This window comes from Enterococcus sp. DIV2385 (genome assembly GCF_051711925.1).
In the GTDB taxonomy this organism is placed as follows: Bacteria; Bacillota; Bacilli; order Lactobacillales; family Enterococcaceae; genus Enterococcus; species Enterococcus faecalis.
On sequence record NZ_JBIONV010000001.1, the window covers coordinates 2,665,647 to 2,689,889 of the forward strand.

The following is a 24,243-nucleotide window of genomic DNA, read 5'->3' on the forward strand; positions in this document are numbered from 1 at the left end:
AGAGGAGGTAGCATTAGCTAAAATGCTACCTCCTCTCTTTTTTTATTTAGTCAAGCACACCATGTTCTGCTTCAAACGTCGCTAACAACTGGCGCACTTCATCCGTTGATTTTGTATTCATTAATTGTGCTCTTAAATCACTGGCACCTGGAAAGCCTTTGACATAAATTTTAAAGAAGCGATGCAACCCAACAATGGAGCGAGGCACCAATTCCGCATATTTGTCTTGCAAATCCAATTGTAAACGTAGCAAGCCCAGCAATTCTTGTGGTGTATGTGTTTTGGGTTCTTTTTCAAAGGCATAAGGATTTTTAAAAATCCCCCGACCAATCATGATGCCATCTACACCATATTGTTCTGCTAATTCTAGGCCCTTTTGACGATCGGGAATATCCCCATTAATCGTAATTGTCGTTTGCGGTGCGACACGGTCCCGAATAGCCATAATTTGCGGAATGACCTCCCAATGGGCATCCACTTTGCTCATCTCTTTTCGTGTTCGCAAATGAATGGATAGATTCGCAATGTCTTGCTCTAATAAATGCGTGATCCACGCCTCCATTTCCGCCATTTCAGTAAACCCAATGCGTGTTTTGACACTAACAGGTAAGCCACCTGCTTTGGCAGCGTCAATCAATTCAGCCGCGACTTCTGGGCGCAAAATTAGCCCGCTGCCTTTTCCACGCTCAGCCACGTTGGGCACAGGACAGCCCATATTTATATCTAATCCTTGAAAGCCCATCTCCGCTACGCCGATACTCATTTCACGGAAAAATTCCGGTTTATCCCCCCAAATATGTGCCACCATCGGCTGTTCATCTTCTGTAAAAACGAGGCGCCCGCGCACACTGTCTTTTCCTTCAGGATGACAATAACTATCTGAATTAGTAAACTCTGTAAAAAACACATCTGGCGCCCCAGCTTCTTTCACGACATGACGAAAGACCACATCAGTGACGTCTTCCATCGGTGCTAAAACAAAAAAGGGCTTTGGCAATGTTGCCCAAAAATTCTTGCTCATCTTCATATACTCCGTTTCTGATTTTTTCTTTATTTTCAACGACAACTTGTCGACATATTCTGGTGCGAAACATTGCTATTATACAGGGAAATGCACGAAGAATCAAAAAAGGCATACTTAGAAACAAGAAAACTGTCTGAATCTGCTCGCTAGAATGAGTGATTCAGACAGTTTAATCTTTTTACGGCTTAACTACGTAAGCCACGTCCTGTTTCTACAAGGTACCAACAAATGCCATATAAAACGACAATAAATAAGATTAAAATGGTCATAGAAATACCAATTGGCACATCTTGAACCCCTAGGAAACCGTAGCGGAACCCAGAAATCATGTAAACAATCGGATTAACTTTTGAGACAGCTTGCCAAAATGGCGGCAACATGGAAATGGCATAGAAAACCCCACCCAAATAGGTTAAAGGCTGTAACACAAAGGTCGGCACAATCGATACATCATCATAGGATTGCGCAAAAATACCATTTAACAAACCAGCTAAAGAAAAGAGAATCGCTGTCATCAATAAAGTCATGATGACCATCAGCCAAGAAACAACGTGCAATGGCACAAAAAATAGAGAAATGATGGTGACTAACGCACCGACCAAAATACTACGACCAACGCCACCAATCACAAATCCCCAAATAATCACATGAGTTGGAACTGGCGCCACGAGAATTTCTTCGATATTTTTCTGGAATTTTTGTGAGAAAAAGGAAGATGAAACATTGGCGTACGAGCTTGTAATGGCTGACATCATAATTAAACCTGGCACGATAAATTCCATATAAGAAAAACCGCCCATGTCGCCAATTCGCCCGCCAATCATTTTCCCAAAAATCACAAAATATAAGGACGTCGTAATCACTGGCGGTACCAGTGTTTGGACCCAAATCCGTAAATAACGGTTGGTTTCCTTCACAGCTAAACTTTTTAAAGCAGTAAAATACAGACTAAACATGTTGATCCTCCCTTTGGTACGTATCCTCGGTAATCTTCAAGAAGAGCTCTTCCAAACGGTTGGACTTATTCCGCATTGACAATACTTTGATTCCTTGTTGACTTAGCTGTTCAAACAAGTGATTGACTCCTTGGTTTCGTTCTACTTCCACCGCTAACGTTAACTCGTCCTCAAATACGCTTTGATAGCCTTCAATAACTGGTGCCTGCGTATAAGGTGCTAAATCAAAAATAAACGTTTCAAATTGTAATTTTGCTAACAAGTGCTTCATGCTGGTGTTTTCAATCAATTCACCAGACTGAATAATCCCAATGTTGCGACACAACATCTCAGCTTCTTCTAAGTAATGGGTCGTCAAAATAATCGTGGTTCCCTGCGCATTTAACTCTTGTAAAAAGGCCCACATTTCACGGCGCAATTCAATATCGACACCTGCAGTTGGTTCATCTAAAATCAATAACTTCGGCTCATGCATCAGCGCGCGAGCAATCATCAAGCGACGTTTCATTCCGCCAGAAAGCATCCGAGCCCGTTCGTTCCGTTTTTCCCATAAATTGGATTGTTTTAAATACTTTTCACTCCGTTTCATGGCTTCTTTACGAGACACCCCATAATAGCCCGCTTGATTGACCACAATCTGCTGGACCGTTTCAAACGGATTGAAGTTAAACTCCTGCGGCACTAACCCAATCTGTTGCTTCGCCCGCACCATCTCCGTATCTAAATCATACCCAAAAATTTTGACTTTCCCCGAAGTCTTATTAACTAACGAGGTCACAATCCCAATCGTCGTTGATTTTCCTGCGCCATTCGGTCCCAAAAGAGCATAAAAATCGCCTTCTTCGACTGTTAAATCAATCCCTCGCAACGCTTCAACACCTGAAGCGTACACTTTGCGTAAATCTTGTATCACAAGAGCATCAGTCATTCGTAACTCTCCTTAATGTATAAATATTCATGAGTATTATTGTAACACTTCTCGATAAAAACGGGGGTTATTTTGATTAAATTTCACAGTTTTGCTTAGCTATTTTTCAACAACAAACTAGCCAACGAATAACGTGTTTATTTTGACTTGAAACTGTTTAAACAGTTTCAAGAGCGTCAAAACCTTTTCAAATCAAGGATTTAGAGTTCTCTTTTTTTGGCACAGAACTTGCTTTATATAAAAGTGAGGTGAAAAGAATGAAAAGAAAATTTTTAATTGCTAGTCATGGAAACTTAGCGAAAGGCTTCCAAAGTTCCTTGGATATTCTCGCAGACAAAGGAAAAGAGCTGGCGGTCATCAATGCCTATGTGACTCCTGAGGACTACACGCCAATTATTCAAACGTTTCTTCAGTCCCTTGGCGCAGAAGAACAAGCTATTATTTTAACAGATTTATATGGTGGTAGTGTCAATCAAAAAATTGTTCAAGAAGTCATGACGACAAAACCAGACAATGTTTTTATCATTTCCAATGCCAACTTAGCCATTGCCTTGTCGCTGATTTTCTTAAAAGAAGGCGAAAAGCTAACCAAAGAAGATATTCAAGCAGCAATTGCTGAAGCACAAATTCAATTCGTTGAATTAAACCCATCAAATGAAGAAGAAAACTTTTTTTAGGAGGAAATTAAAATGATTACACAAGTACGAGTAGACGACAGATTAATTCACGGCCAAGTAGCCGTAGTTTGGACCAAAGAATTGAATGCCCCCTTATTAGTTGTAGCGAATGATGAAGCAGCCAAAAACGAAGTAATGCAAATGACGTTAAAAATGGCTGTCCCTAATGGCATGAAACTATTAATTCGCTCAGTTGATGATGCGATTGATGTCTTTAATGATCCTCGTGGCAAAGACAAACGAATTTTTGTAATTGTGAACAGTGTAGCGGATGCTACTAAAATTGCGAAAAACGTGACAGATATTGAAAGTGTGAATGTTGCCAACGCTGGCCGCTTTGATAAATCAGATCCAGCCACCAAAACAATGGTTTTCCCGAGTGTCCAATTAAACCCTGAAGAGTTAGAAGCTGCCAAAGAATTAGCCAGTTTGACTCACGTGGAAAGCTATAACCAAGTACTGCCAACCAACTCAAAATTAAGTCTAAAACAAGCCGTCAATTAAAAGGAGGAAATGAACAATGCTTATGCATGCAACAATGGCAGCCTTAGCTGTATTTATCTGTTTTGCTGGGAATTATTTAACTGGTCAAAGTATGATGGAACGTCCCTTAGTCGTTGGATTAGTCACAGGAATTTTAATGGGCGACATGAAAACAGGGGTCTTAATGGGGGCCTCTTTGGAAGCAATTTTCTTAGGAAATGTTAATATCGGTGGTGTTATCGCAGCGGAACCTGTAACTGCGACTACTTTAGCCACAACGTTTGCAATTATTTCAAATGTCGAACAAAAAGCCGCCATGACGTTAGCCGTACCAATTGGGATGTTAGCCGCTTTCGTGGTGATGTTTTTAAAAAATGTCTTTATGAATATCTTTGCTCCTTCTCTTGACAAAGCAGCACGTGAAGGCAACCAAAAAATGGTTGTGACACTGCATTACGGAACGTGGATTATTTATTATTTAATCATCGCTTCGATTTCATTTATCGGAATTTTAGCAGGAAGCGGGCCAGTAAATCTGTTTGTTGAAAGTATTCCACAAAATTTGATGAACGGCTTAAGCGCAGCTGGCGGACTTTTACCTGCCGTTGGGTTTGCTATGTTAATGAAACTGTTATGGGATAATAAATTAGCCGTCTTTTACATTTTAGGCTTTGTTTTAACCGCGTACCTACAATTACCAGCCGTTGCGGTGGCGGTCATCGGGACAGTAATTTGTGTCGTGAGTGCCCAACGGGATGTAGAATTTCGCGACATTCTAAAAAGAAAACCTGCGGCGTCTTCTGCGGTTGAAGGCAGCGCGAAAGAAATCGAAGAGGAGGACTTTTTCGCATGAAGTTAAAAGAGAATTTATCTAAAGAAGAGAAAAAAATGATGCGCTCTGTTTTCTGGCGTTCTTGGACGATGAATGCTAGCCGGACAGGAGCTACACAATACCACGCAGTGGGTGTCATGTACACTTTACTCCCAGTTATCAATCGTTTTTATAAAACCAAGGAAGAACGGGCCGAGGCATTGGTGCGTCACACCACTTGGTTCAATGCAACCATGCATATCAATAACTTCATCATGGGGCTCGTTGCTTCGATGGAAAAACAAAACAGTGAAGACGAAAACTTTGATGCTAGCTCTATTACAGCAGTTAAAGCCTCACTAATGGGGCCACTTTCAGGCATCGGTGATTCCTTCTTCTGGGGCATCTTGCGTGTCATTGCTGCCAGTATTGGGATTTCATTAGCCAGCACTGGTTCGCCATTAGGGGCGATTGTCTTCTTACTTTTATACAACGTTCCTGCGTTCCTGATTCACTATTATGCGTTGTATAGCGGCTACTCAATCGGTGAAAGTTTTATCCAAAAAATGTACGAATCAGGCGGAATGAAGATACTCACAAAAGTATCAAGTATGCTAGGCTTAATGATGATGGGCAGTATGACTGCTTCAAATGTAAAATTCAAAACGATTCTTGAAGTTTCCGTTAAAGGAAGCAAAGACGTAGTTAAAATCCAAGACTATTTGGATCAACTATTCGTCGGTATCGTACCATTAGCCGTGACGTTACTTGCTTTCTGGCTATTACGCAAAAAAGTCAATGTTAACGTGGTGATGTTTGGTATCATGTTCTTAGGCATCTTGCTAGGATTACTAGGCATCTGTTAAAATTGAAACAATAAACATTTAATTATTAAACACTTAGAGCCTGAGACAAAAATCCAAAGTGATTTTTATCTCAGGCTTAAAAGCTGATAAACGGCGGGAACAGAAGCAACCCCTGTCCCGACCTCTCTTTTGGAAGGACGATGAATCATGCGCTTGGAGACCTACCAACACTTAGTTGATATTTTAGAAACCAGCAACACCCCGATGAGCACACAAGAAATTGCCACAAAAATTCAATTAAGCCGCTCGGTAACCAGCTTATACTTAAATAAATTATTGGAAAAAGGTGAAGTCCAACAAACGGGAAAAAAACCCGTTTATTGGCAATTAACCCGTGCAACAACCCCCACGACCGATGTGTTTCGACAATACATCGGTAGCCAAGGCAGCGCCAAAAAAGCCATTGAACAATGCAAAGCCGCTATGTTGTATCCCCCATTGGGTATGCCTTTATTAATCCATGGAGCCAGTGGCGTCGGCAAAAGCTTTTTGGCAAAGCTGATTTATGAGTATCTAAAAAACGAACAAATCATTGGCCTGGAAAAATTCTACACCTTTAACTGTGCCGATTATGCCAACAATCCCGAATTACTGTCATCCATTCTCTTCGGCCATACCAAAGGCGCATTTACTGGAGCTGAATCAGAAAAGCAAGGACTCTTGGCCCAAGCCAATAATTCCGTACTCTTTTTAGATGAAGTACATCGATTATCCAACGAAAACCAAGAAAAACTCTTTCAGTTTATGGATACAGGAACCTTCCGCCCCATTGGTGAAGAAGGAAAAATGGTGCATTCCAAGGTCCGGCTACTATTTGCAACCACCGAAAACCCGAAAAAAGTCTTATTACCAACCTTTTATCGCCGAATTTCCGTAATCGTCTCACTTCCGAACTTCAAAGAGCGCCCCATTCGAGAACGGATTGCGATTTTAAAAAACTTATTCCACCGAGAAGCGAAACGAATGACCAAAGACATCAACGTGGACGAAGAAATCTTTACGGCATTATTAGAAAATGACGAACCTGGCAACGTGGGGAGTTTATCCAACAAAGTGCAGCTCCTTTGCGCGTCGCAATTACGAAAAACTTTGCCCAATCAACCTGTCGTCATTGGCGATGCGACTCAACCAATGATTGCGATTCCTTTAGACAAAGAAGTGTTAGAAGAAGACACACTTTCTTCCGATATTTTCGCAACATTTGAAGCCTTGTTTACAAAAGAAAAAACACTGGCCCACTTAAAAACTGAACTGACACAATTCATTAAATATTGTTTAGACGATGAAATAACCTTGGAAAATGATTATTTTTTACAAAACCTAGTCACGGAAGTCCAAACCAAAAACAAACTAATTATTAACCAACCTGAGCAAACTGAAAAACCGATGAAAGATGTTGCCAAATTGCTGAAAATTTTACCGCCAACATTTAACGAAACAGTGCTCCTTCCAGTCCAAACACAGTTAAAAGAACACTATCCGCGAACGGTTTCCCTCGTGAAAAACTTAGTCAGTCCGCTGCCAGAAGAATACCGTTTCTTGACAGAGGTACTCTTATCTGTATTACTTAGCGGAGAAATTTCTGAAACGATTCCTTACCAAGCGCTCCTCGTGGCGCATGGTGAATCGACTGCCACAAGTATTCAAGCCGTTGCCAACAAATTATGTGGTACCTATATTTTCGATGCGATTAACATGCCCTTAACCTCTTCCGTCCGAGATATCGTCGCCGAAGTTAAAGACTGGCTTTCTCAGCGGGACACATCACAAGGCGTCATTATGCTCGTCGATATGGGTTCCCTGACACAACTTTATAAAAGTTTGAAACCGCAAATTCTTGGAGAACTTTTGGTGATCAATAACCTGACCACTGCCTATGCGTTGGAAATTGGTCATCAATTAATGAACGAACAACTTTTCTATGGTATTGCTAAAACCGCTGAAAAAAAATTTAAAACCGATGTACAGTACTTTGAAGGCTTTTCAGTGGAAAAAAATATCATTGTCTCTAGTATTTCAGGTCTGGATATTGCCAAGCAAATCAAACAAATCTGTCAAAAATACCTGTATACTGACATTAAAGTCATTACCCTAAAATACAAAGATTTGGTAAACACGTTAGACATTGCCAACGCCGAAGAAAATTATTTAAAAGAAACCTCGCTCATTTTGACGACGTCCTACTTAGACAATCATACGAATGTTGCTAGCGTGAATCTCTTAGACATGTTAGACGAAGATGCAGGAACCCAGTTGATGGAACCTTTCCAAAACTTGATGCATCCCAATAACATTGATAGCATGATTAACGAATTTGTTCACTTCTTCTCGAAAGAAGGCTTGTCAGAAAAACTAGAATTTCTAAATCCTGACGTCATTATTAAACAAGTCGAAAACGTTACAAAAAACATTGAAAAACGTTTCGACCTCACACTCAGCGGCAAAATGAAATTTAACTTAATGATGCACAACGCGCTCATGGTAGAGCGAACCATGCTCGGCGTTGAAGACTATGAAATCCCTGCTAACCTCGAGGAACTAACCATTAACCAAAAACCATTTTTCCAAAATGCTAAAAACATTTTCTATACTCTAGAACAGTTTTATCGAATAGAGATTTCCAACTGGGAACTCTATGTGATTTATGAAATTTTGTCTTCTCGGTGAGGGGGGAGATGGGAAAAGCCACTTTCCAGAGGAAAGTGGCTTTTTTAGTTTGTGTTCTGCGTTAAAAATTCATACATATTAGGTTCTACAGGTGTTTCTAAGGTAAAGTCTAGTTTAACGACGCTTTTTTTCTTACCCTCTTTGTCTTGTTTTTCGACTTGTTGGATAGTTTCTTGAAGAGGGGCTACTTCGCCTAGATAATAGAAATCTGTTTCATTATTTAATGAACCTAATCTGCAAATTTAAATTAAAATAATTTTTGTTATGTTCTGTGTATATCTTACCAAAACCATGTCTTCCTTGTGATCCATTTTCAAGTTTTGTATTTAAAAATAAATATTTTTTTAATGCATTGCGATTGTATATATGAAAACAAGCTAACTCCCCATCTTTTTTCACTACAATATACCCTCCTGTTGCTTCGTCATCTCCATCCCAGCGCTTGCTAGGCATCATGCCTAACGCAGCATTCATTAATAATTGCTTAACCTTATGAATTGTCAAATCCAGCATATCATTATCAGGTATGTAACTGGTTTTGTAGACTTCGTCTAATTTTGTAATTTGATTGATATTTGAATATAATAATAAATCTGCTATAATATTAGGCATTTTATAGTCTATCATCTGTAAGTTAAACTTAAAATTATCATTTACACATTCTTTAAAATTTAGAGTTATACCCTTATCTATTAACTCTTTTAGCCTTACCGAAGGCCCTCCTTTTAACTGATTTATCCTGTTAACTTCTTCAGGATCTAGTCGTTTTGATAATTCATATCTAAAATTAGTTGCTCCACTAGCATTTAACAAAGTCGGAGCAGACCCTAGCTGAGATTTTATACTAAAATCTAATACTGGTTCGGAACTTGTAAACGAGTCTCGTACTTGAATAGTTATATCGCTCTTTGTATCATTATCTGCGGTTAATTTTTTTATTTTTATACTTTTTAAAAAGCTTTCTATTTCAGGAATACGATTATTACCTCTTCCTTGAATTTCCTTAATATGCTTTAATAAAAAATTAGAATAATAAATAAACTCAGATACATCAATCTCTAACTGAAAAGATTTGTCCATATCAACTATACATATAACAGCACCAGATCTATTGTAATCATATGTACCATTAAATTTCTCTGTACGTATGACTTTTAAAATATTATAAAATATATCTTCATTCAAATTTAAAAATTCGTCTGAACCATATAATTTCCCTTCTGCTAATACCTTTAGAAAAACATATAGTTCACTCCACTCACCTTTGTTCCCTCTTATTTCGCTCATCTAATCTATCTCTCCCAATGCTTGCAACATTTTTATTATATGCTGAGCAATGCTCTCAATTACAGGAATTGTTACTGCATTTCCAAATTGTTTATACTTTTGAGTATCAGAAAGATTATCTGGAAATTCAAAATGATCAACCCCAGAATTATCAACGAAAGCATAGTTTATAAATCCTTGCAACTTTCCCCACTCTTTAGGCGTCATATTTCTAATACCTTTATTATTAATTGGAGTATGCTTATTACTAACGATCTGTCCAGCAAATTCTGTACTGTCTATAACTAAGTTTCTTTCTTTACCTGAACCACCAGTTGCTAAAACTGCATTTGAAATTAATGGTCTCTTTCTAGCTGGATCATTTACAACCATAAAACCAAACCCATTACCTTTAGTAGAATGTCTTTTTTTATGATTTTCTAAGGTATTTAGCATACCTTCTGCTAAATAATATTTAGCAGGAGCATTGACTTCAAGTAAATCGTTTAAATCATTATATAAATTTAAGTCATTTCTACCATTAGGTAACTCTTCTAAAGTTTCTAATAGAGCATCTTTACCAAACTTTTCGTTGCTAAAACCGACTATATATACTCTCGGGCGATTTTGAGGAACTCCAAAATTCCTTGAATTTCTTATAAATTGATTACGCTCCCAAGTCAAATTTCCATAGTCGTCTTCATGAACACCAATTATAGAGTAATTCAATTCATGAACTAAAACTTCCATAATAGTAGAGATAGTATTTCCCTTATCATGAGAAAAGAGATTATCCACATTTTCTAACAAAAATACAGAAGGTTTGTTTTCTTTTATTATTTCCGCAATATCAAAGAAAATAGTGCCTCGTGTAGAATCTAAGAAACCTTTTTGTTGGCCCGCTCTACTGAAAGATTGACAAGGAAATCCCGCTAATAATACGTCAAACTCTTCACTAAGTAATTTATTTTTAAATTCTCGAGAAGTGACATCGCCTGTGGGGTCTTCATTAAATATATGTTTATAGGTTTTTATAGCAAATGGATCTATTTCAGCAGAACATACGTTAGTAAATCTCCCTGTTAGTTCAAACCCTCGTCGTATTCCTCCGATGCCCGCACATAAATCTATCATTTTTAAAGTCATTATTCATCACCACATCTTTTAGTATTCTGATATTATAGCATATCTGAGAGCTAAAATATACAAAAAAGAACGTATGTTCAAAATAGTGAAGATAATATTTATTAATAAGAAATTATAATATATTTCTAGTTTTGTTCAACCTCATAATACGGGATATATCTTCAATCTCCAAAGCATCTGCAATACGTTCAATGTGTTCCAAATAGATTCTTTTTCGCTTGCCATTCGCAAGATTACTGAGATTAGATGGTTCAATACCTGACAATCTCGCTAGTTCTCTCAGAGACATATTTCTTTCAGCTAGTAAGTCATTAATCAATAATTCTACTTTAACCGATGTTTTTTCTTGACTCATAGTCATTTTCTCCTTTTCAACTGTTGTCTATATAAACATCGTATAGTAAACTATTTTTATAGTGTTGTTCGTATAGACATGCGTTTTATAAAAAAGGAGTGTATTTATGAGTAAAGTAGAAAAAGCAAATTTCGTCAGTTCTATCCATGTATATAGAGCAATTCATCGCATGACTCAACAAGAACTTGCAGAAAAGGTCGGTGTTTCGAGACAAACCATTCTTCAGTTAGAAAAAAACCGCTATAATCCTTCTTTATTATTAGCTTTTAGGATTGCTAAATTTTTCCATGTGAGGATTGAGGATATATTCGTTGTTAAGGAAAGTTAAACAGAAAAATATGTAGGTGAACAAAATTATAAAATTAACTAAAAAGAAATTTATCCTCTGCATAAGTGTGTTTTTAGGAGACGTATAATTTTGAAATCAGGTTCCGTCATTCTATTGGTAATAAAGATAAGCGTGTAATCAGCCTATAAGACTTGTATAGCAGAAATAACACTGTAATTACTACAACAAAAAAAGACACTTTCTCGCAACGAGAAAGTGTCTTTCAAAATGATAATTGAGTGGCACTCGATTTCCAAGGAAATCTTCGTCCCAGATTGTTTTCGTAAGCGAACACGTTCGCAACGATTCCAAATAATTAACGTTTTGAGAACTGTGAAGCTTTACGAGCTTTTTTAAGACCTGGTTTTTTACGTTCAACCATACGTGCGTCACGAGTAAGTAACCCAGCGCGTTTTAAAGCAGAACGGAAGTCAGGATCTACTTGTAACAATGCACGAGCGATTCCGTGACGGATAGCTCCTGATTGTCCAGCATAGCCACCACCGTTTACGTTTACGATTACATCGTAAGCGCCTTTTGTTTCAGTTACGCCAAATGGTTGGTTGATAACTTCACGCAAGTCAGCATGTGGAATATATTCTTCTACGTCTTTTTTGTTTACAGTAATTTTACCAGTACCTGGTACTAAGCGTACGCGGGCAACTGCATTTTTACGACGGCCTGTGCCGCTATATTGTACTTGTGCCAATGAATTTCCCTCCTTAAATTAAGTTCGTGATATCTAATACTTCTGGTTGTTGTGCAGCATGTGGATGCTCAGCTCCACCGTATACGTTCAATTTAGTAAATTGTTTACGTCCTAAAGTGTTTTTAGGTAGCATACCTTTTACAGAAGTTTCGATAAGACGGCGAGAGTTTTTGTCGCGTAATTCACCAGCAGTCACTGATTTTAATCCTCCAGGATACATTGAGTGACGGTAGTAAATTTTGTCTGTAGCTTTTTTACCTGTTAATTTTACTTTATCAGCGTTAATTACGATTACGAAATCTCCAGTATCCACATGTGGTGTGAATGTTGGTTTATTTTTACCACGTAGTACAGAAGCAACAACTGCTGATAGACGTCCTAAAGGAACATCTGTTGCATCTACTACGTACCATTTACGTTCTACTTCGCCAGCTTTGGCCATATATGTTGTACGCACGTTTCTTTCCTCCAATTTTGTTTTCGATGTTTGACATACACTTGAGTTTCCGGGGCTCATTGTGGGGCAAACAATACCATTTAATATTTTACCTTCAATCACTGATAAAGTCAATGTTTTTCTGCGCTTTCAGAAAATAGATTTTCACTTATTTTTTTGTGCCTTTTAAACAGAAAAAAACCGCCAACGTCAACGTCAGCGGCTTTGGGAGTTGTTTTAAATTATGCGTCAATACCAGGCGCTTTGCCAAGTTTGGCTTGTAACATCCAAATATTTTTTTCGATGTCTGTTTTGTTTGCGATGAAAATGTCTTGTGTGCAGTCGTCGCCTTCTTCACCAGAAACTTCGATTCCTTTTGCGTAAAGGTCTGCTAAGTAACGGTAGCCTGCTACTAATTTTTCCATACGTTCTGGAATGGTGCGGTCCCAGTTACCAATTTCATCTTCAATTTTTGTATTTTCTGCGAATTCACGCAATGTTGAGAATGGAGAGCCGTCCAATGTGATTAAACGTTCTGAAACAACATCTAATTGCTCATTGATTTGATCCATGTATTCATCCATTTGTGGGTGAAGTGTTAAAAATTCAGGTCCACGCATATACCAATGTGTTTGATGAATTACCACGGAAAATTGGCTTAAATCTGCAACGAGTTGGTTCAAAATTTCTTTTGTTTTTTCAAATTTCATTCTTTGTCATCCTCCTAAATATTATTTCTACACTCTTAGTGTAATATGAATTGTGAAAAAAGTACACTGAAAACCTTTCTTTTTTAAAATTGTTATCAAATTATAATAATTACAATTAAGAATCTAATTAATTTCCTGAAATCGCTGTTTTTTCATCCGCAGTGACGACTTTTTGTTCCGCTTGAGTGAGGATCGTGTCGAGTGCCTCCGTCAACTGGTCAGTATCTTCTTTTCCTGTGACGAAAGCTAAAAAAAACTGATTCAGTCTCAGTTGCTCCGCTGCCGGCAAGTACCATTGCCCTTCTACTTGCTTAACCGTTAATGGCAGTTCAACTGGCTCATGGCTGACATTGATTTGTTGGATTTCTTTTTTTAAAACGGCTAACGTGTGCTGCATGTCTAGCGCTTGTGTTGCCTGTTGCGTTTGCTGAAGAAGAGCAGTGGTTGTATCTTCAATCGCCGTCACAAAATCTAAGCCCTTAATCTGAAAGGTGATTGTCGCTTGCCCATTCAATTCTTTCGTGGCTACTAGTTGATATGACGCTTTTTTCTTCACTTGAGCCAGTAATTCTGCGCTAAGCTTCTGGGCTTCGGTCTCGGTGACTTCAGCGTTCATTTCTTTTAAGCTATTGAAAAACTGCTTCTGGAACTGTTGACGGCTCGTCTGCAAATGCTCCACTAAGACTTTCGGTTCACGAAAAGTTTGAGAGAATGTCGCTGTCTTTTCTTGATAAATAAAGTAATCTACCAACTGTTGCGCTGCTTTTTCGCCGGAATGAGACGGTGCACTGCAACTTGCTAACGCCCCAATGAATAACAGAAATAGTGGTAGTAGCTGCTTCTTCATTTCTCATCCTCATTTCCTCAAGTCTTTGTCTCTCTTCTAGTTAAGCAACTTCTCAGCCATTTGTCAAAGCTATTTACTATCAATTATTTTCGGAATTCTGCTAATTTTTGATAACTTTGTGCTAAAATTTGTTGGGTTTCTTGAAAAACAGGATACAGTTCTTGATAAACTAGCAATTGATCCGCTCGTGGCGTGACCGTTTCATGAATCAGCACCTGTTGCGCCGCTGCTTGCAAATTTGGTAATTGCCCTAAGCCTTGCCAGCCTAGCAAAACAGCGCCTAATGCCGAAGCTTCGGTGCTATCAGTGAACGATAACGTTTCTCCCAGCACATCAGCCATGATTTGACGGAACACAGGGGAATCAGCAAAGCCGCCTGTCGCCCGAATCTCCTGAACGGGTCCACCGAGTTGTTTCAAATCTTCTAAAATAGTTTTTAAATTGAAACAGATTCCTTCCACCACCGCTCGAGCTAAATGTCCGGCGTGGTGATTTTTGCGCAAGCCAATAAAACTTGCGCTCGCCTCTGCATTCCACAGCGGTGCTCGTTCACCTAGCAAATAAGGATGAAACAGTAAGCCATTTGCCCCAGCTGGCACGGTTGCAATTTTGGCCATAATTGGGTCATAGAGATTGGTCCCGTTTTGGATAGCTTGCTGACGTTCTTCTGCAAAAATCGTTTGGCTCGCCCAATCTAACGCAACTGCACCATTACTACTTGCGCCACCAATCACCCAGTGCTGTTCATCTAGAGCGAAACAAAACGTTTCACCTTGCGGATGCAAAAAAGGTTCTTCGACAATATACCGAAGTGCGCCGCTCGTACCAACGGTCAAAGTCGCTACACCCATTCCTAGCGCTCCCAAACCTAAATTAGACAACGGGCCATCCGCACCACCAAGAACTAAAACCGTTTCCTCCTCAACACCAAGCATCTCTTGCCAAGAAGGCGCTAACGCTGGAAAAATGAACGTTGACGGGGCAACTTTTGGCAACTGTTCCTCCTCAATAGATAAATACGCTAAAATCGACGTTTCCCATTGTCGCGTGTGAATATTAAATAAACCCATTCCTGAAGCACTACTATAATCTGTCCAGTATTCGCCAAAGAAACGGTAAAAAATGTAGTCCTTAATCCCAATAAACTTGGCCGCGCTCTGCGCAACGGCTGGCTGATTTTCCTGCAGCCAGCGAATCTTGTACAAAGGCGCCATTGGATGAACTGGCATGCCTGTCAATTGATAAAACAATTGGGCCGCTGGCGTTTCTTTTAACGCTTCCGCATAATCAGATGCTCGTGTGTCAGCCCAAGTAATCACTTGGGTCAATGGGCGTCCTTGCGCATCCATGGCAATTAAGCCATGCATCGCTGAAGCAAAAGAAATGAGCCCAATTGGTTGATTCTTCACTTGTTGTGTGACGGTTCGAATACAGTTCACCACAGCTTGGAACAGCGTTTCTGGGTCTTGCTCCGCCATTCCTTCAGTCTCTTGAATTAATGGATAACGCACATAGCTAGAAGCTACGACTGTGCCATTGGGTTGAAAAGCCACTGCTTTGGCTTGCGTGGTGCCAACGTCGACACCAATCGCTAATTTTTCCATTTGATTCCCTCATTTCTTGTTTCTTTTATTATTCCTAACAAAAAAAGATTTGTCTAGTCAAATGAAAAAGTTTAAAAAAAGCGTAGTTTATTTTTAAGGAGGTAACCTATGTTTTTCTTGAGTCTCTTTTTGATTGGTGCCTGTTTCGGTTCTTTTTTATGCTTAGTGGCGGAGCGCTTACCAGTAGGGCGTTCTCTGTGGTGGCCCCCTTCCCACTGTCAAGGTTGCCACCAGCCTCTACAACTCTATGAATTAATTCCAGTTGTTTCGATTTTGCTGCAGCGCTTTCGTTGTCGAAAGTGTCAACAGCCAGTGGCTAAGAGTTATCTTTTAGCAGAACTTGTCATGGGCGGGTTAACCGCAAGCTGTTTTTCAGCTGGCCTGACGATTGATGCTTTGATTCTCTGGTGGTGGCTGACGAGTGCTTTCACATTATCCTTGATTGATTACTGGTATTTAGTGGTTGAACCGAAGATTCTTTATCCTAGTTTTTTTGTACTTTGCTTGCTGAAAATTGCGGGTCAGCATTCGTTTTACTTACTGACTGGTCTTTTTTGTTTTTGTTTTTTCCGAGCCGTCTTACATTATTTTCCGGAAGCCATGGGGCGAGGGGATCTTTTGTTACTGGGTTTGTGGGGCTGTTTTTTACAGGTATCTCAGTTGCTGATGCTACTATTTTTTGCCAGTAGTTATGGCCTAATCTATGGCTACAGTTGTAAATTTTTGGGGTATCCAGTTGAACAGAAACTTCCTTTTGTCCCCTTTTTAAGTTTGGGTTTACTCACAATCAGTTGGTTATAGCAAATAAAAAAAGCCGTAAGGAGCATGCTCCTTACGGCTTTTTAGGGTTTATTTATTGATGTTTTTCATCGCATCTTCAGCAGCCATTTGTGCTTCAATGTCTGAAATACTATAAACGTTTTCGCTAGCTACGCCAACTTCTTTTGGTTCCATGTTACGGTAACGCGCCATACCAGTACCAGCTGGGATGATTTTACCAATGATAACATTTTCTTTCAATCCAAGTAATGGATCTTTTTTGCCACGGATAGCAGCATCTGTTAACACGCGTGTTGTTTCTTGGAAGGATGCAGCAGATAAGAAGCTGTTTGTTTCCAATGACGCTTTGGTAATACCAAGTAAGACTGGACGACTAGTAGCAGGGACGCCACCAGCAACTAATGTGTCGTAGTTACGGTCTTTAAATTCTGCGATGTCCATTAATGTTCCTGGAAGGATTTCAGTGTCACCTGGATCCATTACGCGGATTTTACGTAACATTTGACGAACCATTACTTCGATATGTTTGTCGCCGATTTCTACCCCTTGCATACGGTAAACACGTTGTACTTCACGTAATAGGTAGTTTTCAACAGATAAAACATCACGAACTTGTAATAATTGTTTTGGATCGATTGAACCTTCTGTCAACGGTGCACCACGGTGGATGATGTCGCCTTCAGCAACTTTCATACGTGCAGTGTAAGGGACAGTATAGGTACGTGTATCTGTTTTTCCTTTGATGGTTACTTCTTTTTGACGTGTGGCAGGATCTTCAGAAATATCGATAACTTCACCGGTTACTTCTGTAATCACTGCTTGTCCTTTCGGATTACGTGCTTCAAAGATTTCTTGGATACGAGGTAAACCTTGAGTGATATCGTCACCGGCAACCCCACCGGTATGGAACGTACGCATGGTTAACTGTGTACCAGGTTCCCCGATAGATTGAGCGGCGATTGTACCAACTGCTTCTCCGACTTCAACGTCAGAACCAGTTGCCAAGTTACGTCCGTAACAGTGCTTACATACACCATGTTTTGTGTTACATGTAAAGACAGAACGGATGGTTACTTTTTCAATACCAGCGTCCACGATTTCTCTGGCAAGATCTTCAGTGATTAATTGATCCGCACCAATGATGATTGCACCAGTTTCTGGATGAACAACTGATTTACGTGTATAACGACCTAATAGACGTTCGTCTAATGGTTCGATAATTTCGTTACCTTCACGAATTGCTTCGATTTCAAGACCACGGTCAGTGCCACAGTCGTCTTCACGAATGATTACGTCTTGGGCAACGTCAACTAAACGACGTGTTAAGTAACCTGAATCGGCTGTCTTCAAGGCCGTATCGGTCATCCCTTTACGAGCCCCGTGAGTTGAGATAAACATTTCTAAGACAGAAAGTCCTTCACGGAAGTTTGAGATGATTGGTAATTCCATGATTCGTCCATTCGGAGCGGCCATCAAACCACGCATACCAGCTAACTGTGTAAAGTTGGAGATGTTACCACGGGCTCCAGAGTCAGACATCATGAAGATTGGGTTACGAGCTTCCATACTTTCGATCAGTTTTTGTTGGATTTCGTCTTTGGCACCGTTCCAAACGCCGATTACACGTTCATAACGTTCGTCATCAGTAATTAAACCACGACGGAATTGTTTAGTAATTGTTTCAACTTGTTTGTGGGCAGCATCAATGATTGCTTGTTTTTCATGAAGAACCATGATATCGGCAATCCCTACCGTCATCCCAGCATAAGTTGAGTGTTTGTAACCTAAGTCTTTCATGCGGTCAAGCATTTTAGAGGTTTCCGTAATGTGGAATCTCTTGAAGACTTCAGCAATGATATTTCCAAGATTTTTCTTCTTGAATGGTAAAACTAATTCTTGCTCTTTAATGTGTGCAGGAATGTCTGTACCAGCTTCTACGAAGTATTTATCTGGTGTTTGAACAGTTAAGTTATAGTCTGTTGGTTCGTTCAAGTAAGGGAACTCAACAGGCATGATTTCGTTAAAGATGATCTTACCAACTGTGGTGATTAAGATTCGTTCTTTTTGCCAATCAGTAAATGGTTTGTCACCTAAAAGTGTTGTTTGAACCCCAATCCGTGAGTGTAAATGCACGTAGCCATTTTGCCATGCTAAAACAGCTTCGTTCATGTCGCGGAAGATCATGCCTTCCCCTTCACGGCCTTCTTCTTCCATTGTTAGGTAGTAGTTACCTAAGACCATATCTTGAGATGGTGTAACAACTGGTTTACCATCTTTCGGGTTCAAGATATTTTGGGCAGCAAGCATTAACATACGAGCTTCTGCTTGTGCTTCTTCATTTAGAGGCACGTGAACCGCCATTTGGTCTCCATCGAAATCGGCATTGTAGGCTTCACAAACTAATGGGTGAAGACGAATCGCACGACCTTCAACAAGAACAGGTTCGAAAGCTTGGATCCCTAATCTATGCAACGTAGGTGCCCGGTTAAGTAAAACTGGGTGTTCTTGGATAACTTCTTCTAAGATATCCCAAACTTCATCTTCGCCACGTTCGATTTTACGTTTCGCATTTTTAATGTTTGTCGCAATTTCACGTTGTACTAATTCACGCATTACAAATGGTTTGAATAATTCAATCGCCATTTCTTTTGGTAAACCACATTGGTACATTTTTAAGAACGGACCAACGACGATTACGGAACGACCAGAATAGTCAACACGTTTACCTAGTAAGTTTTGACGGAAACGACCTTGTTTCCCTTTCAACATGTGAGAAAGAGATTTCAATGGACGGTTACCTGGTCCAGTAACTGGACGGCCACGACGACCATTATCGATTAAAGCATCGACCGCTTCTTGTAACATCCGTTTTTCGTTTTGAACAATGATGCTTGGCGCATTTAAGTCTAATAAACGTTTTAGACGGTTGTTACGGTTGATAACACGGCGGTATAAGTCGTTTAAGTCACTTGTTGCAAAACGACCACCTTCCAATTGAACCATCGGACGTAAATCTGGTGGAATAACTGGGATAACATCCATTACCATCCAGCTTGGTTGGTTACCAGAAGCACGGAAGGCTTCTAAGATGTCTAAACGACGGATGGCACGTGTCCGTTTTTGACCAGAAGCTGTTTTTAATTCTTCTTTTAATTGCGCAACTTCGCCATCTAAATCGACGTTATCTAATAATTGTTTCACGGCTTCGGCACCCATAGCAGCTTTGAAGGCTTGGCCATATTGTTCACGTTTTTCACGATATTCGCGTTCCGTTAACAATTGTTTTTTCTCTAATGTTGTGTCACCTGGTTCGATGACAACGTATGAAGCAAAATAAATGACTTCTTCCAATGCACGAGGGCTCATGTCTAAAACAAGACCCATCCGAGATGGAATTCCTTTAAAGTACCAGATATGTGAAACTGGTGCGGCTAATTCAATATGTCCCATACGTTCACGACGTACTTTTGAACGAGTGACTTCAACGCCACAACGGTCACAGACAATACCTTTATAACGGATACGTTTATATTTACCACAAGCACATTCCCAGTCTTTGGTTGGACCAAAAATGCGTTCACAGAATAACCCTTCACGTTCGGGTTTTAATGTACGGTAGTTAATTGTTTCGGGTTTTTTAACTTCCCCATAAGACCAACTTCTGATCTTTTCTGGTGAAGCAAGCCCTATTTGCATACTTTCGAATTTATTTACATCGATCAAAAGGAATTCCCTCCATTTCCTTATTTAGAGAAGCTGAGTCAGCAACTTGTTAGCAAATGGCAAGCATCACTTGAAAGAAGGTCTGACGACACTTGGAACAAGTAATGGCTTGCGCAGTTGCAACAAAGTCGCAGTTGAATCAACTCATCAGAGTGGTAGCGACAAATTAGTCTCTGTCTTCGGCTGTTTCAATTTCTTGAACAACGTCTTGTGCTTCTTCTTTCACGACTGATTCTGCTTCTTTTTCCAGCTGTTTCGCTGATTGTTGTTCCGCAAATTTGGTTAGTGCGTCAACGGTGATTAAATCATCATCGTCATCGTCCATATCGCGTAACTCAATCTCAGCTTCCTCAATGTCCAAGACACGCATGTCTAAACCAAGTGATTGTAATTCTTTCACTAATACTCGGAATGATTCAGGCACACCTGGTTTTGGAATTGGTTCACCTTTAACGATGGCTTCGTATGTTTTCACACGTCCGACAACGTCATCAGATTTGTAAGTTAAGATTTCTTGTAATGTGTAAGCAGCACCGTAAGCTTCCAGTGCCCAAACTTCCATTTCCCCGAAACGTTGTCCACCGAATTGAGCTTTACCACCCAACGGTTGTTGCGTAACAAGAGAGTAAGGTCCGATTGAACGAGCATGCAATTTGTCATCAACCATGTGGGCTAATTTAATCATATACATGACACCAACGGAAATACGGTTATCAAATGGTTCACCTGTACGTCCATCGTAAAGAACTGTTTTAGCATCGCTAGCCATACCAGCTTCACGAACAGTTTCCCAAACGTCTTCATCGGTTGCCCCATCGAAAACAGGTGTTGCGACGTGAATACCTAATTGGCGAGCAGCCATACCTAAGTGTAATTCAAGTACTTGTCCGATATTCATACGAGAAGGTACCCCTAATGGGTTCAACATGATATCAACAGGTGTTCCGTCAGGTAAGAATGGCATATCTTCTTCCGGCATAATACGGGAAACAACCCCTTTATTTCCGTGACGTCCCGCCATTTTATCTCCTTCGTGAATTTTACGTTTTTGAACGATATAGACACGAACTAACATGTTGACACCTGGTGATAATTCATCGCCAGCTTCACGAGTAAAGATTTTCACATCATGAACGATACCGCCGCCACCGTGAGGTACACGGAGAGACGTATCACGAACTTCGCGGGCTTTTTCCCCGAAGATTGCGTGTAATAAACGTTCTTCTGCAGATAATTCTGTAACCCCTTTAGGTGTGACTTTCCCAACTAGTAAGTCGCCATCTTGAACTTCAGCACCAATACGGATAATCCCCATTTCGTCTAAGTCTTTCAACGCGTCTTCCCCAACGTTTGGAATCTCACGGGTAATTTCTTCAGGTCCTAATTTTGTATCACGTGCTTCTGATTCATATTCTTCAATATGCACAGAAGTGTAGACATCGTCTTTAACTAAACGACGGCTCATGATAATGGCATCCTCGTAGTTGTAACCTTCCCATGTCATGAAGGCAACTAAGACGTTTTGCCCTAAAGCCATTTCGCCTTCTTCCATAGAAGGTCCATCCGCTAAAGTATCGCCTTTTTCAACTTTTTCACCTAAGTGAACAATTGGGCGTTGGTTGTAGCTTGTTCCTGAGTTAGAACGACGGAATTTTGTAACCATATATTTGTCTAATGCGCCATTGTCGCGACGAACGCGAATTTCTTTTGCATCGACGAATTCTACGACACCGTCATGTTTACATAGTAAAGCAGCACCTGAGTCATGGGCTGATTTATATTCCATACCTGTACCTACCCACGGAGAGCGTGGTTGAATTAACGGCACCGCTTGACGCTGCATGTTGGCACCCATCAAGGCACGGTTGGAGTCATCGTTTTCTAAGAAAGGAATACATGCTGTTGCGACTGCGACTACTTGTTTTGGTGAAACGTCCATGTAGTCAACTTTGTCTACGGAAACTTCTAAGTTTTCACTTTGTAGACGCGCCATAACAACATCATTGGCAAATGTGCCATCTTCATTTAAAAGTGAGTTCGCTTGCGCTACGATATAATGGTCTTCGATGTCTGCTGTTAAGTAATCTACTTGATCAGTAACACGGCCTGTCGCACGATCAACACGGCGATAAGGCGTTTCGATGAAACCAAATTTATTCACTTTCGCATAACTAGATAAGCTATTGATCAACCCGATATTTGGTCCCTCAGGCGTTTCAATTGGACACATACGACCATAGTGAGAGTAGTGAACGTCACGAACTTCATAACCGGCACGGTCACGAGTCAAACCACCAGGCCCTAAGGCTGATAGACGACGTTTATGGGTTAACTCACCTAATGGGTTTGTTTGGTCCATGAACTGTGATAACTGTGAAGAACCAAAGAATTCTTTGATACTTGCTACCACTGGACGGATGTTGATTAATTGTTGTGGTGTCAATGTTTCTGTGTCTTGGATAGACATTCTTTCACGGACCACACGTTCCATACGGGCTAAGCCAATACGGAATTGGTTTTGTAATAATTCGCCTACTGAACGGATACGACGATTACCTAAGTGGTCGATGTCATCGACATTGCCGATATCTTCCATTAAGTTGAAGAAGTAGCTCATTGAAGCAACGATATCTGCTGGACGAACTGTTTTGACGCTGTCGTCTGGATAGCCGTTACCAATCACATTTACGATACGTTCAGGATCTTTTGGTGAAAGAACTTGAATCACTTGGATCGTCATTGGTTCGGTTACTACCGCATCTTCACTTGGATAGTAAGTTACGCTGTTTAAGCCGTTGTCAATGTATTCGCCTAATGTTTCCATGATTTGGTGTGTTAAAACCGTGCCTTTTTCGACAATGATTTCACCAGTTTCTGGATCAACTAGCGTTTCAGCTAAGGTTAAGTTTAATAGACGTGTTTTTAAGTCTAATTTTTTGTTAACTTTGTAGCGACCAACGTTTGCCAAATCATAACGTTTTGGATCAAAGAAACGTGCAGTTAACAAGCTACGTGAGCTATCTGCTGTTTTTGGTTCGCCTGGGCGAAGACGTTCATAAATGTCTTTCAAGCCTTCTTCTGTACGAGAATCACTTGCGTTTTTGTGTAAATCTTTTTCAATTGTGTTGCGTAAGCTTTCGCTGTCGCCGAAAATTTCGAAGATGGTATCATCTGAACCGAAACCTAAAGCACGAACTAACACAGTTAAAGGAATTTTACGTGTGCGGTCAATCCGAACATAAGAAATGTCTTTCGCATCTGTTTCCATTTCTAACCATGCACCACGGTTAGGAATGACTGTTGAGCCAAAACCTTCTTTGCCGTTTTTGTCCACTTTTCCATGGAAGTAAACACCTGGAGAACGAACTAATTGGGAAACGATAACACGTTCTGCCCCGTTGATGATGAAGGTACCCATTTCTGTCATTAATGGGAAATCGCCGAAGAAGACTTCTTGGGATTTAATTTCACCTGTTTCACGGTTGGTTAAACGTAATGTTACATGTAATGGCGCAGAATAGTTGGCATCATGTGCGCGGGCTTCTTCTACTGTGTACTTTGGTTCTTTTAATTCATAGTCAACAAATTCTAAGGATAAGTTTCCTTGGAAATCATCAATTGGTAAAATGTCTTCAAACATTTCACGAAGTCCCTCATCTAAAAACCATTGATAAGAGTCTGTTTGGATTTCAATTAAATTTGGTAATTCCAATACTTCACTGATACGTGCGAAACTTCTACGTTCGCGATGCTTTCCGTATTTTACTACGTGTCCAGCCAAGCTCTTCACCCCTCTAGTTATAAGTCTATCAAAACACCGATCCGAAAAATTACATTTACGTTACATATATTAAATATATGTAACAAAAAGCATTTTTTGCAGTTTTTAAGCAAAAAAAAACCAAAAATAGAACATGCTTCCGAAAA

The 24,243-nt window shown here is 40.0% G+C and carries 21 protein-coding genes; 7 read left to right on the plus strand and 14 right to left on the minus strand.

Translation table 11 applies throughout. From position 1 onward, the window contains the following. Positions 1 to 46: 46 nt before the first annotated feature. The 3 genes from IGM04_RS12880 to IGM04_RS12890 form a co-directional block, all read right to left on the minus strand. Positions 47 to 1,021 carry a tRNA dihydrouridine synthase gene (locus IGM04_RS12880; RefSeq protein ID WP_002413934.1) on the minus strand — a complete coding sequence of 325 codons (975 nt, stop codon included), beginning with the start codon at positions 1,019 to 1,021 and terminating at the stop codon, positions 47 to 49. A gap of 188 nt (positions 1,022 to 1,209) precedes the next feature. Continuing rightward, positions 1,210 to 1,980, minus strand: a complete 771-nt coding sequence (locus IGM04_RS12885; RefSeq protein WP_002354811.1) for an ABC transporter permease — start codon at positions 1,978 to 1,980, stop codon at positions 1,210 to 1,212. After that, entirely contained in the window at positions 1,973 to 2,908 is a 936-nt protein-coding gene (locus tag IGM04_RS12890; RefSeq protein WP_002354809.1) for an ABC transporter ATP-binding protein, read from the minus strand. The genes IGM04_RS12885 and IGM04_RS12890 overlap by 8 nt, the downstream gene beginning before the upstream one ends. Positions 2,909 to 3,165: 257 nt before the next feature. On the opposite strand from IGM04_RS12890, the gene IGM04_RS12895 reads away from it, so the two are divergent. The 5 genes from IGM04_RS12895 (at position 3,166) to IGM04_RS12915 (ending at position 8,412) form a co-directional block, all read left to right on the plus strand. After that, positions 3,166 to 3,585 (plus strand): PTS sugar transporter subunit IIA, encoded by a 420-nt coding sequence (locus IGM04_RS12895; protein WP_002354802.1) that lies wholly within the window; start codon positions 3,166 to 3,168, stop codon positions 3,583 to 3,585. 12 nt (positions 3,586 to 3,597) lie between these two features. Next, on the plus strand, positions 3,598 to 4,089 hold the full coding sequence (locus IGM04_RS12900) for a PTS system mannose/fructose/N-acetylgalactosamine-transporter subunit IIB (RefSeq protein ID WP_002354800.1): 492 nt from the start codon (positions 3,598 to 3,600) through the stop codon (positions 4,087 to 4,089). 16 nt (positions 4,090 to 4,105) lie between these two features. Next, positions 4,106 to 4,921, plus strand: a complete 816-nt coding sequence (locus IGM04_RS12905) for a PTS mannose/fructose/sorbose/N-acetylgalactosamine transporter subunit IIC (protein ID WP_002365419.1) — start codon at positions 4,106 to 4,108, stop codon at positions 4,919 to 4,921. Continuing rightward, positions 4,918 to 5,745, plus strand: a complete 828-nt coding sequence (locus IGM04_RS12910) for a PTS system mannose/fructose/sorbose family transporter subunit IID (RefSeq protein ID WP_086318126.1) — start codon at positions 4,918 to 4,920, stop codon at positions 5,743 to 5,745. Before IGM04_RS12905 ends, IGM04_RS12910 begins: the two co-directional genes overlap by 4 nt. Before the next feature lie 147 nt (positions 5,746 to 5,892). Then, a complete protein-coding gene (locus IGM04_RS12915; protein ID WP_002396798.1) occupies positions 5,893 to 8,412 on the plus strand; it encodes a sigma 54-interacting transcriptional regulator in 2,520 nt (839 codons plus the stop codon). A gap of 44 nt (positions 8,413 to 8,456) precedes the next feature. Here the strand turns inward: IGM04_RS12915 and IGM04_RS12920 are convergent, their stop codons facing one another. The 4 genes from IGM04_RS12920 to IGM04_RS12935 form a co-directional block, all read right to left on the minus strand. Next, the gene (locus IGM04_RS12920; RefSeq protein WP_256924933.1) at positions 8,457 to 8,654 is read right to left on the minus strand and encodes a DUF3427 domain-containing protein; all 198 of its coding nucleotides are present in this window, start codon (positions 8,652 to 8,654) and stop codon (positions 8,457 to 8,459) included. After that, positions 8,629 to 9,699 (minus strand): HpaII family restriction endonuclease, encoded by a 1,071-nt coding sequence (locus IGM04_RS12925; RefSeq protein ID WP_033625203.1) that lies wholly within the window; start codon positions 9,697 to 9,699, stop codon positions 8,629 to 8,631. Before IGM04_RS12925 ends, IGM04_RS12920 begins: the two co-directional genes overlap by 26 nt. Continuing rightward, positions 9,700 to 10,824 (minus strand): DNA (cytosine-5-)-methyltransferase, encoded by a 1,125-nt coding sequence (gene dcm / locus IGM04_RS12930; RefSeq protein ID WP_086318125.1) that lies wholly within the window; start codon positions 10,822 to 10,824, stop codon positions 9,700 to 9,702. A 112-nt stretch (positions 10,825 to 10,936) separates the two neighbouring features. Further along, on the minus strand, positions 10,937 to 11,185 hold the full coding sequence (locus IGM04_RS12935) for a helix-turn-helix domain-containing protein (protein WP_370684192.1): 249 nt from the start codon (positions 11,183 to 11,185) through the stop codon (positions 10,937 to 10,939). A gap of 100 nt (positions 11,186 to 11,285) precedes the next feature. Between IGM04_RS12935 and IGM04_RS12940 the strand changes: the two genes are divergently transcribed. Next, the gene (locus IGM04_RS12940) at positions 11,286 to 11,507 is read left to right on the plus strand and encodes a helix-turn-helix transcriptional regulator (protein WP_086318123.1); all 222 of its coding nucleotides are present in this window, start codon (positions 11,286 to 11,288) and stop codon (positions 11,505 to 11,507) included. 316 nt (positions 11,508 to 11,823) lie between these two features. Here the strand turns inward: IGM04_RS12940 and rpsI are convergent, their stop codons facing one another. The 5 genes from rpsI to IGM04_RS12965 form a co-directional block, all read right to left on the minus strand. Beyond that, positions 11,824 to 12,216: a 30S ribosomal protein S9 gene (gene rpsI / locus IGM04_RS12945; RefSeq protein ID WP_002354786.1), complete on the minus strand. Its 393-nt coding sequence runs from the start codon at positions 12,214 to 12,216 to the stop codon at positions 11,824 to 11,826. A 13-nt stretch (positions 12,217 to 12,229) separates the two neighbouring features. Beyond that, complete coding sequence (rplM, locus tag IGM04_RS12950; protein ID WP_048670019.1) at positions 12,230 to 12,658, minus strand: 50S ribosomal protein L13; 429 nt, start codon at positions 12,656 to 12,658, stop codon at positions 12,230 to 12,232. A gap of 236 nt (positions 12,659 to 12,894) precedes the next feature. Next, positions 12,895 to 13,362 carry a Dps family protein gene (locus IGM04_RS12955; RefSeq protein ID WP_002354782.1) on the minus strand — a complete coding sequence of 156 codons (468 nt, stop codon included), beginning with the start codon at positions 13,360 to 13,362 and terminating at the stop codon, positions 12,895 to 12,897. A gap of 127 nt (positions 13,363 to 13,489) precedes the next feature. Further along, positions 13,490 to 14,209 carry a DUF5105 domain-containing protein gene (locus IGM04_RS12960; protein ID WP_010778023.1) on the minus strand — a complete coding sequence of 240 codons (720 nt, stop codon included), beginning with the start codon at positions 14,207 to 14,209 and terminating at the stop codon, positions 13,490 to 13,492. Between the two features lie 83 nt (positions 14,210 to 14,292). Then, positions 14,293 to 15,813: a gluconokinase gene (locus IGM04_RS12965; RefSeq protein ID WP_086318122.1), complete on the minus strand. Its 1,521-nt coding sequence runs from the start codon at positions 15,811 to 15,813 to the stop codon at positions 14,293 to 14,295. Between the two features lie 108 nt (positions 15,814 to 15,921). On the opposite strand from IGM04_RS12965, the gene IGM04_RS12970 reads away from it, so the two are divergent. Continuing rightward, positions 15,922 to 16,614 (plus strand): prepilin peptidase, encoded by a 693-nt coding sequence (locus IGM04_RS12970; RefSeq protein WP_025193894.1) that lies wholly within the window; start codon positions 15,922 to 15,924, stop codon positions 16,612 to 16,614. A 48-nt stretch (positions 16,615 to 16,662) separates the two neighbouring features. Here IGM04_RS12970 and rpoC read toward each other — a convergent pair whose 3' ends face one another. Continuing rightward, positions 16,663 to 20,316: a DNA-directed RNA polymerase subunit beta' gene (gene rpoC / locus IGM04_RS12975; RefSeq protein ID WP_002354777.1), complete on the minus strand. Its 3,654-nt coding sequence runs from the start codon at positions 20,314 to 20,316 to the stop codon at positions 16,663 to 16,665. A gap of 166 nt (positions 20,317 to 20,482) precedes the next feature. Beyond that, positions 20,483 to 24,097, minus strand: coding sequence for a DNA-directed RNA polymerase subunit beta (rpoB, locus tag IGM04_RS12980; RefSeq protein WP_033597801.1), 3,615 nt, complete (start codon positions 24,095 to 24,097; stop codon positions 20,483 to 20,485). Between the last annotated feature and the right edge of the window lie 146 nt (positions 24,098 to 24,243).

Bases quoted from the DNA above. Each gene is read 5' to 3' on its own strand.
- IGM04_RS12880 (WP_002413934.1), bottom strand. From the start codon at position 1,021: ATGAGCAAGAATTTTTGGGCAACATTGCCAAAGCCCTTTTTTGTTTTA.
- IGM04_RS12885 (WP_002354811.1), bottom strand. From the start codon at position 1,980: ATGTTTAGTCTGTATTTTACTGCTTTAAAAAGTTTAGCTGTGAAGGAA.
- IGM04_RS12890 (WP_002354809.1), bottom strand. From the start codon at position 2,908: ATGACTGATGCTCTTGTGATACAAGATTTACGCAAAGTGTACGCTTCA.
- IGM04_RS12895 (WP_002354802.1), top strand. From the start codon at position 3,166: ATGAAAAGAAAATTTTTAATTGCTAGTCATGGAAACTTAGCGAAAGGC.
- IGM04_RS12900 (WP_002354800.1), top strand. From the start codon at position 3,598: ATGATTACACAAGTACGAGTAGACGACAGATTAATTCACGGCCAAGTA.
- IGM04_RS12905 (WP_002365419.1), top strand. From the start codon at position 4,106: ATGCTTATGCATGCAACAATGGCAGCCTTAGCTGTATTTATCTGTTTT.
- IGM04_RS12910 (WP_086318126.1), top strand. From the start codon at position 4,918: ATGAAGTTAAAAGAGAATTTATCTAAAGAAGAGAAAAAAATGATGCGC.
- IGM04_RS12915 (WP_002396798.1), top strand. From the start codon at position 5,893: ATGCGCTTGGAGACCTACCAACACTTAGTTGATATTTTAGAAACCAGC.
- IGM04_RS12925 (WP_033625203.1), bottom strand. From the start codon at position 9,699: ATGAGCGAAATAAGAGGGAACAAAGGTGAGTGGAGTGAACTATATGTT.
- dcm (WP_086318125.1), bottom strand. From the start codon at position 10,824: ATGACTTTAAAAATGATAGATTTATGTGCGGGCATCGGAGGAATACGA.
- IGM04_RS12935 (WP_370684192.1), bottom strand. From the start codon at position 11,185: ATGACTATGAGTCAAGAAAAAACATCGGTTAAAGTAGAATTATTGATT.
- IGM04_RS12940 (WP_086318123.1), top strand. From the start codon at position 11,286: ATGAGTAAAGTAGAAAAAGCAAATTTCGTCAGTTCTATCCATGTATAT.
- rplM (WP_048670019.1), bottom strand. From the start codon at position 12,658: ATGGCCAAAGCTGGCGAAGTAGAACGTAAATGGTACGTAGTAGATGCA.
- IGM04_RS12955 (WP_002354782.1), bottom strand. From the start codon at position 13,362: ATGAAATTTGAAAAAACAAAAGAAATTTTGAACCAACTCGTTGCAGAT.
- IGM04_RS12960 (WP_010778023.1), bottom strand. From the start codon at position 14,209: ATGAAGAAGCAGCTACTACCACTATTTCTGTTATTCATTGGGGCGTTA.
- IGM04_RS12965 (WP_086318122.1), bottom strand. From the start codon at position 15,813: ATGGAAAAATTAGCGATTGGTGTCGACGTTGGCACCACGCAAGCCAAA.
- IGM04_RS12970 (WP_025193894.1), top strand. From the start codon at position 15,922: ATGTTTTTCTTGAGTCTCTTTTTGATTGGTGCCTGTTTCGGTTCTTTT.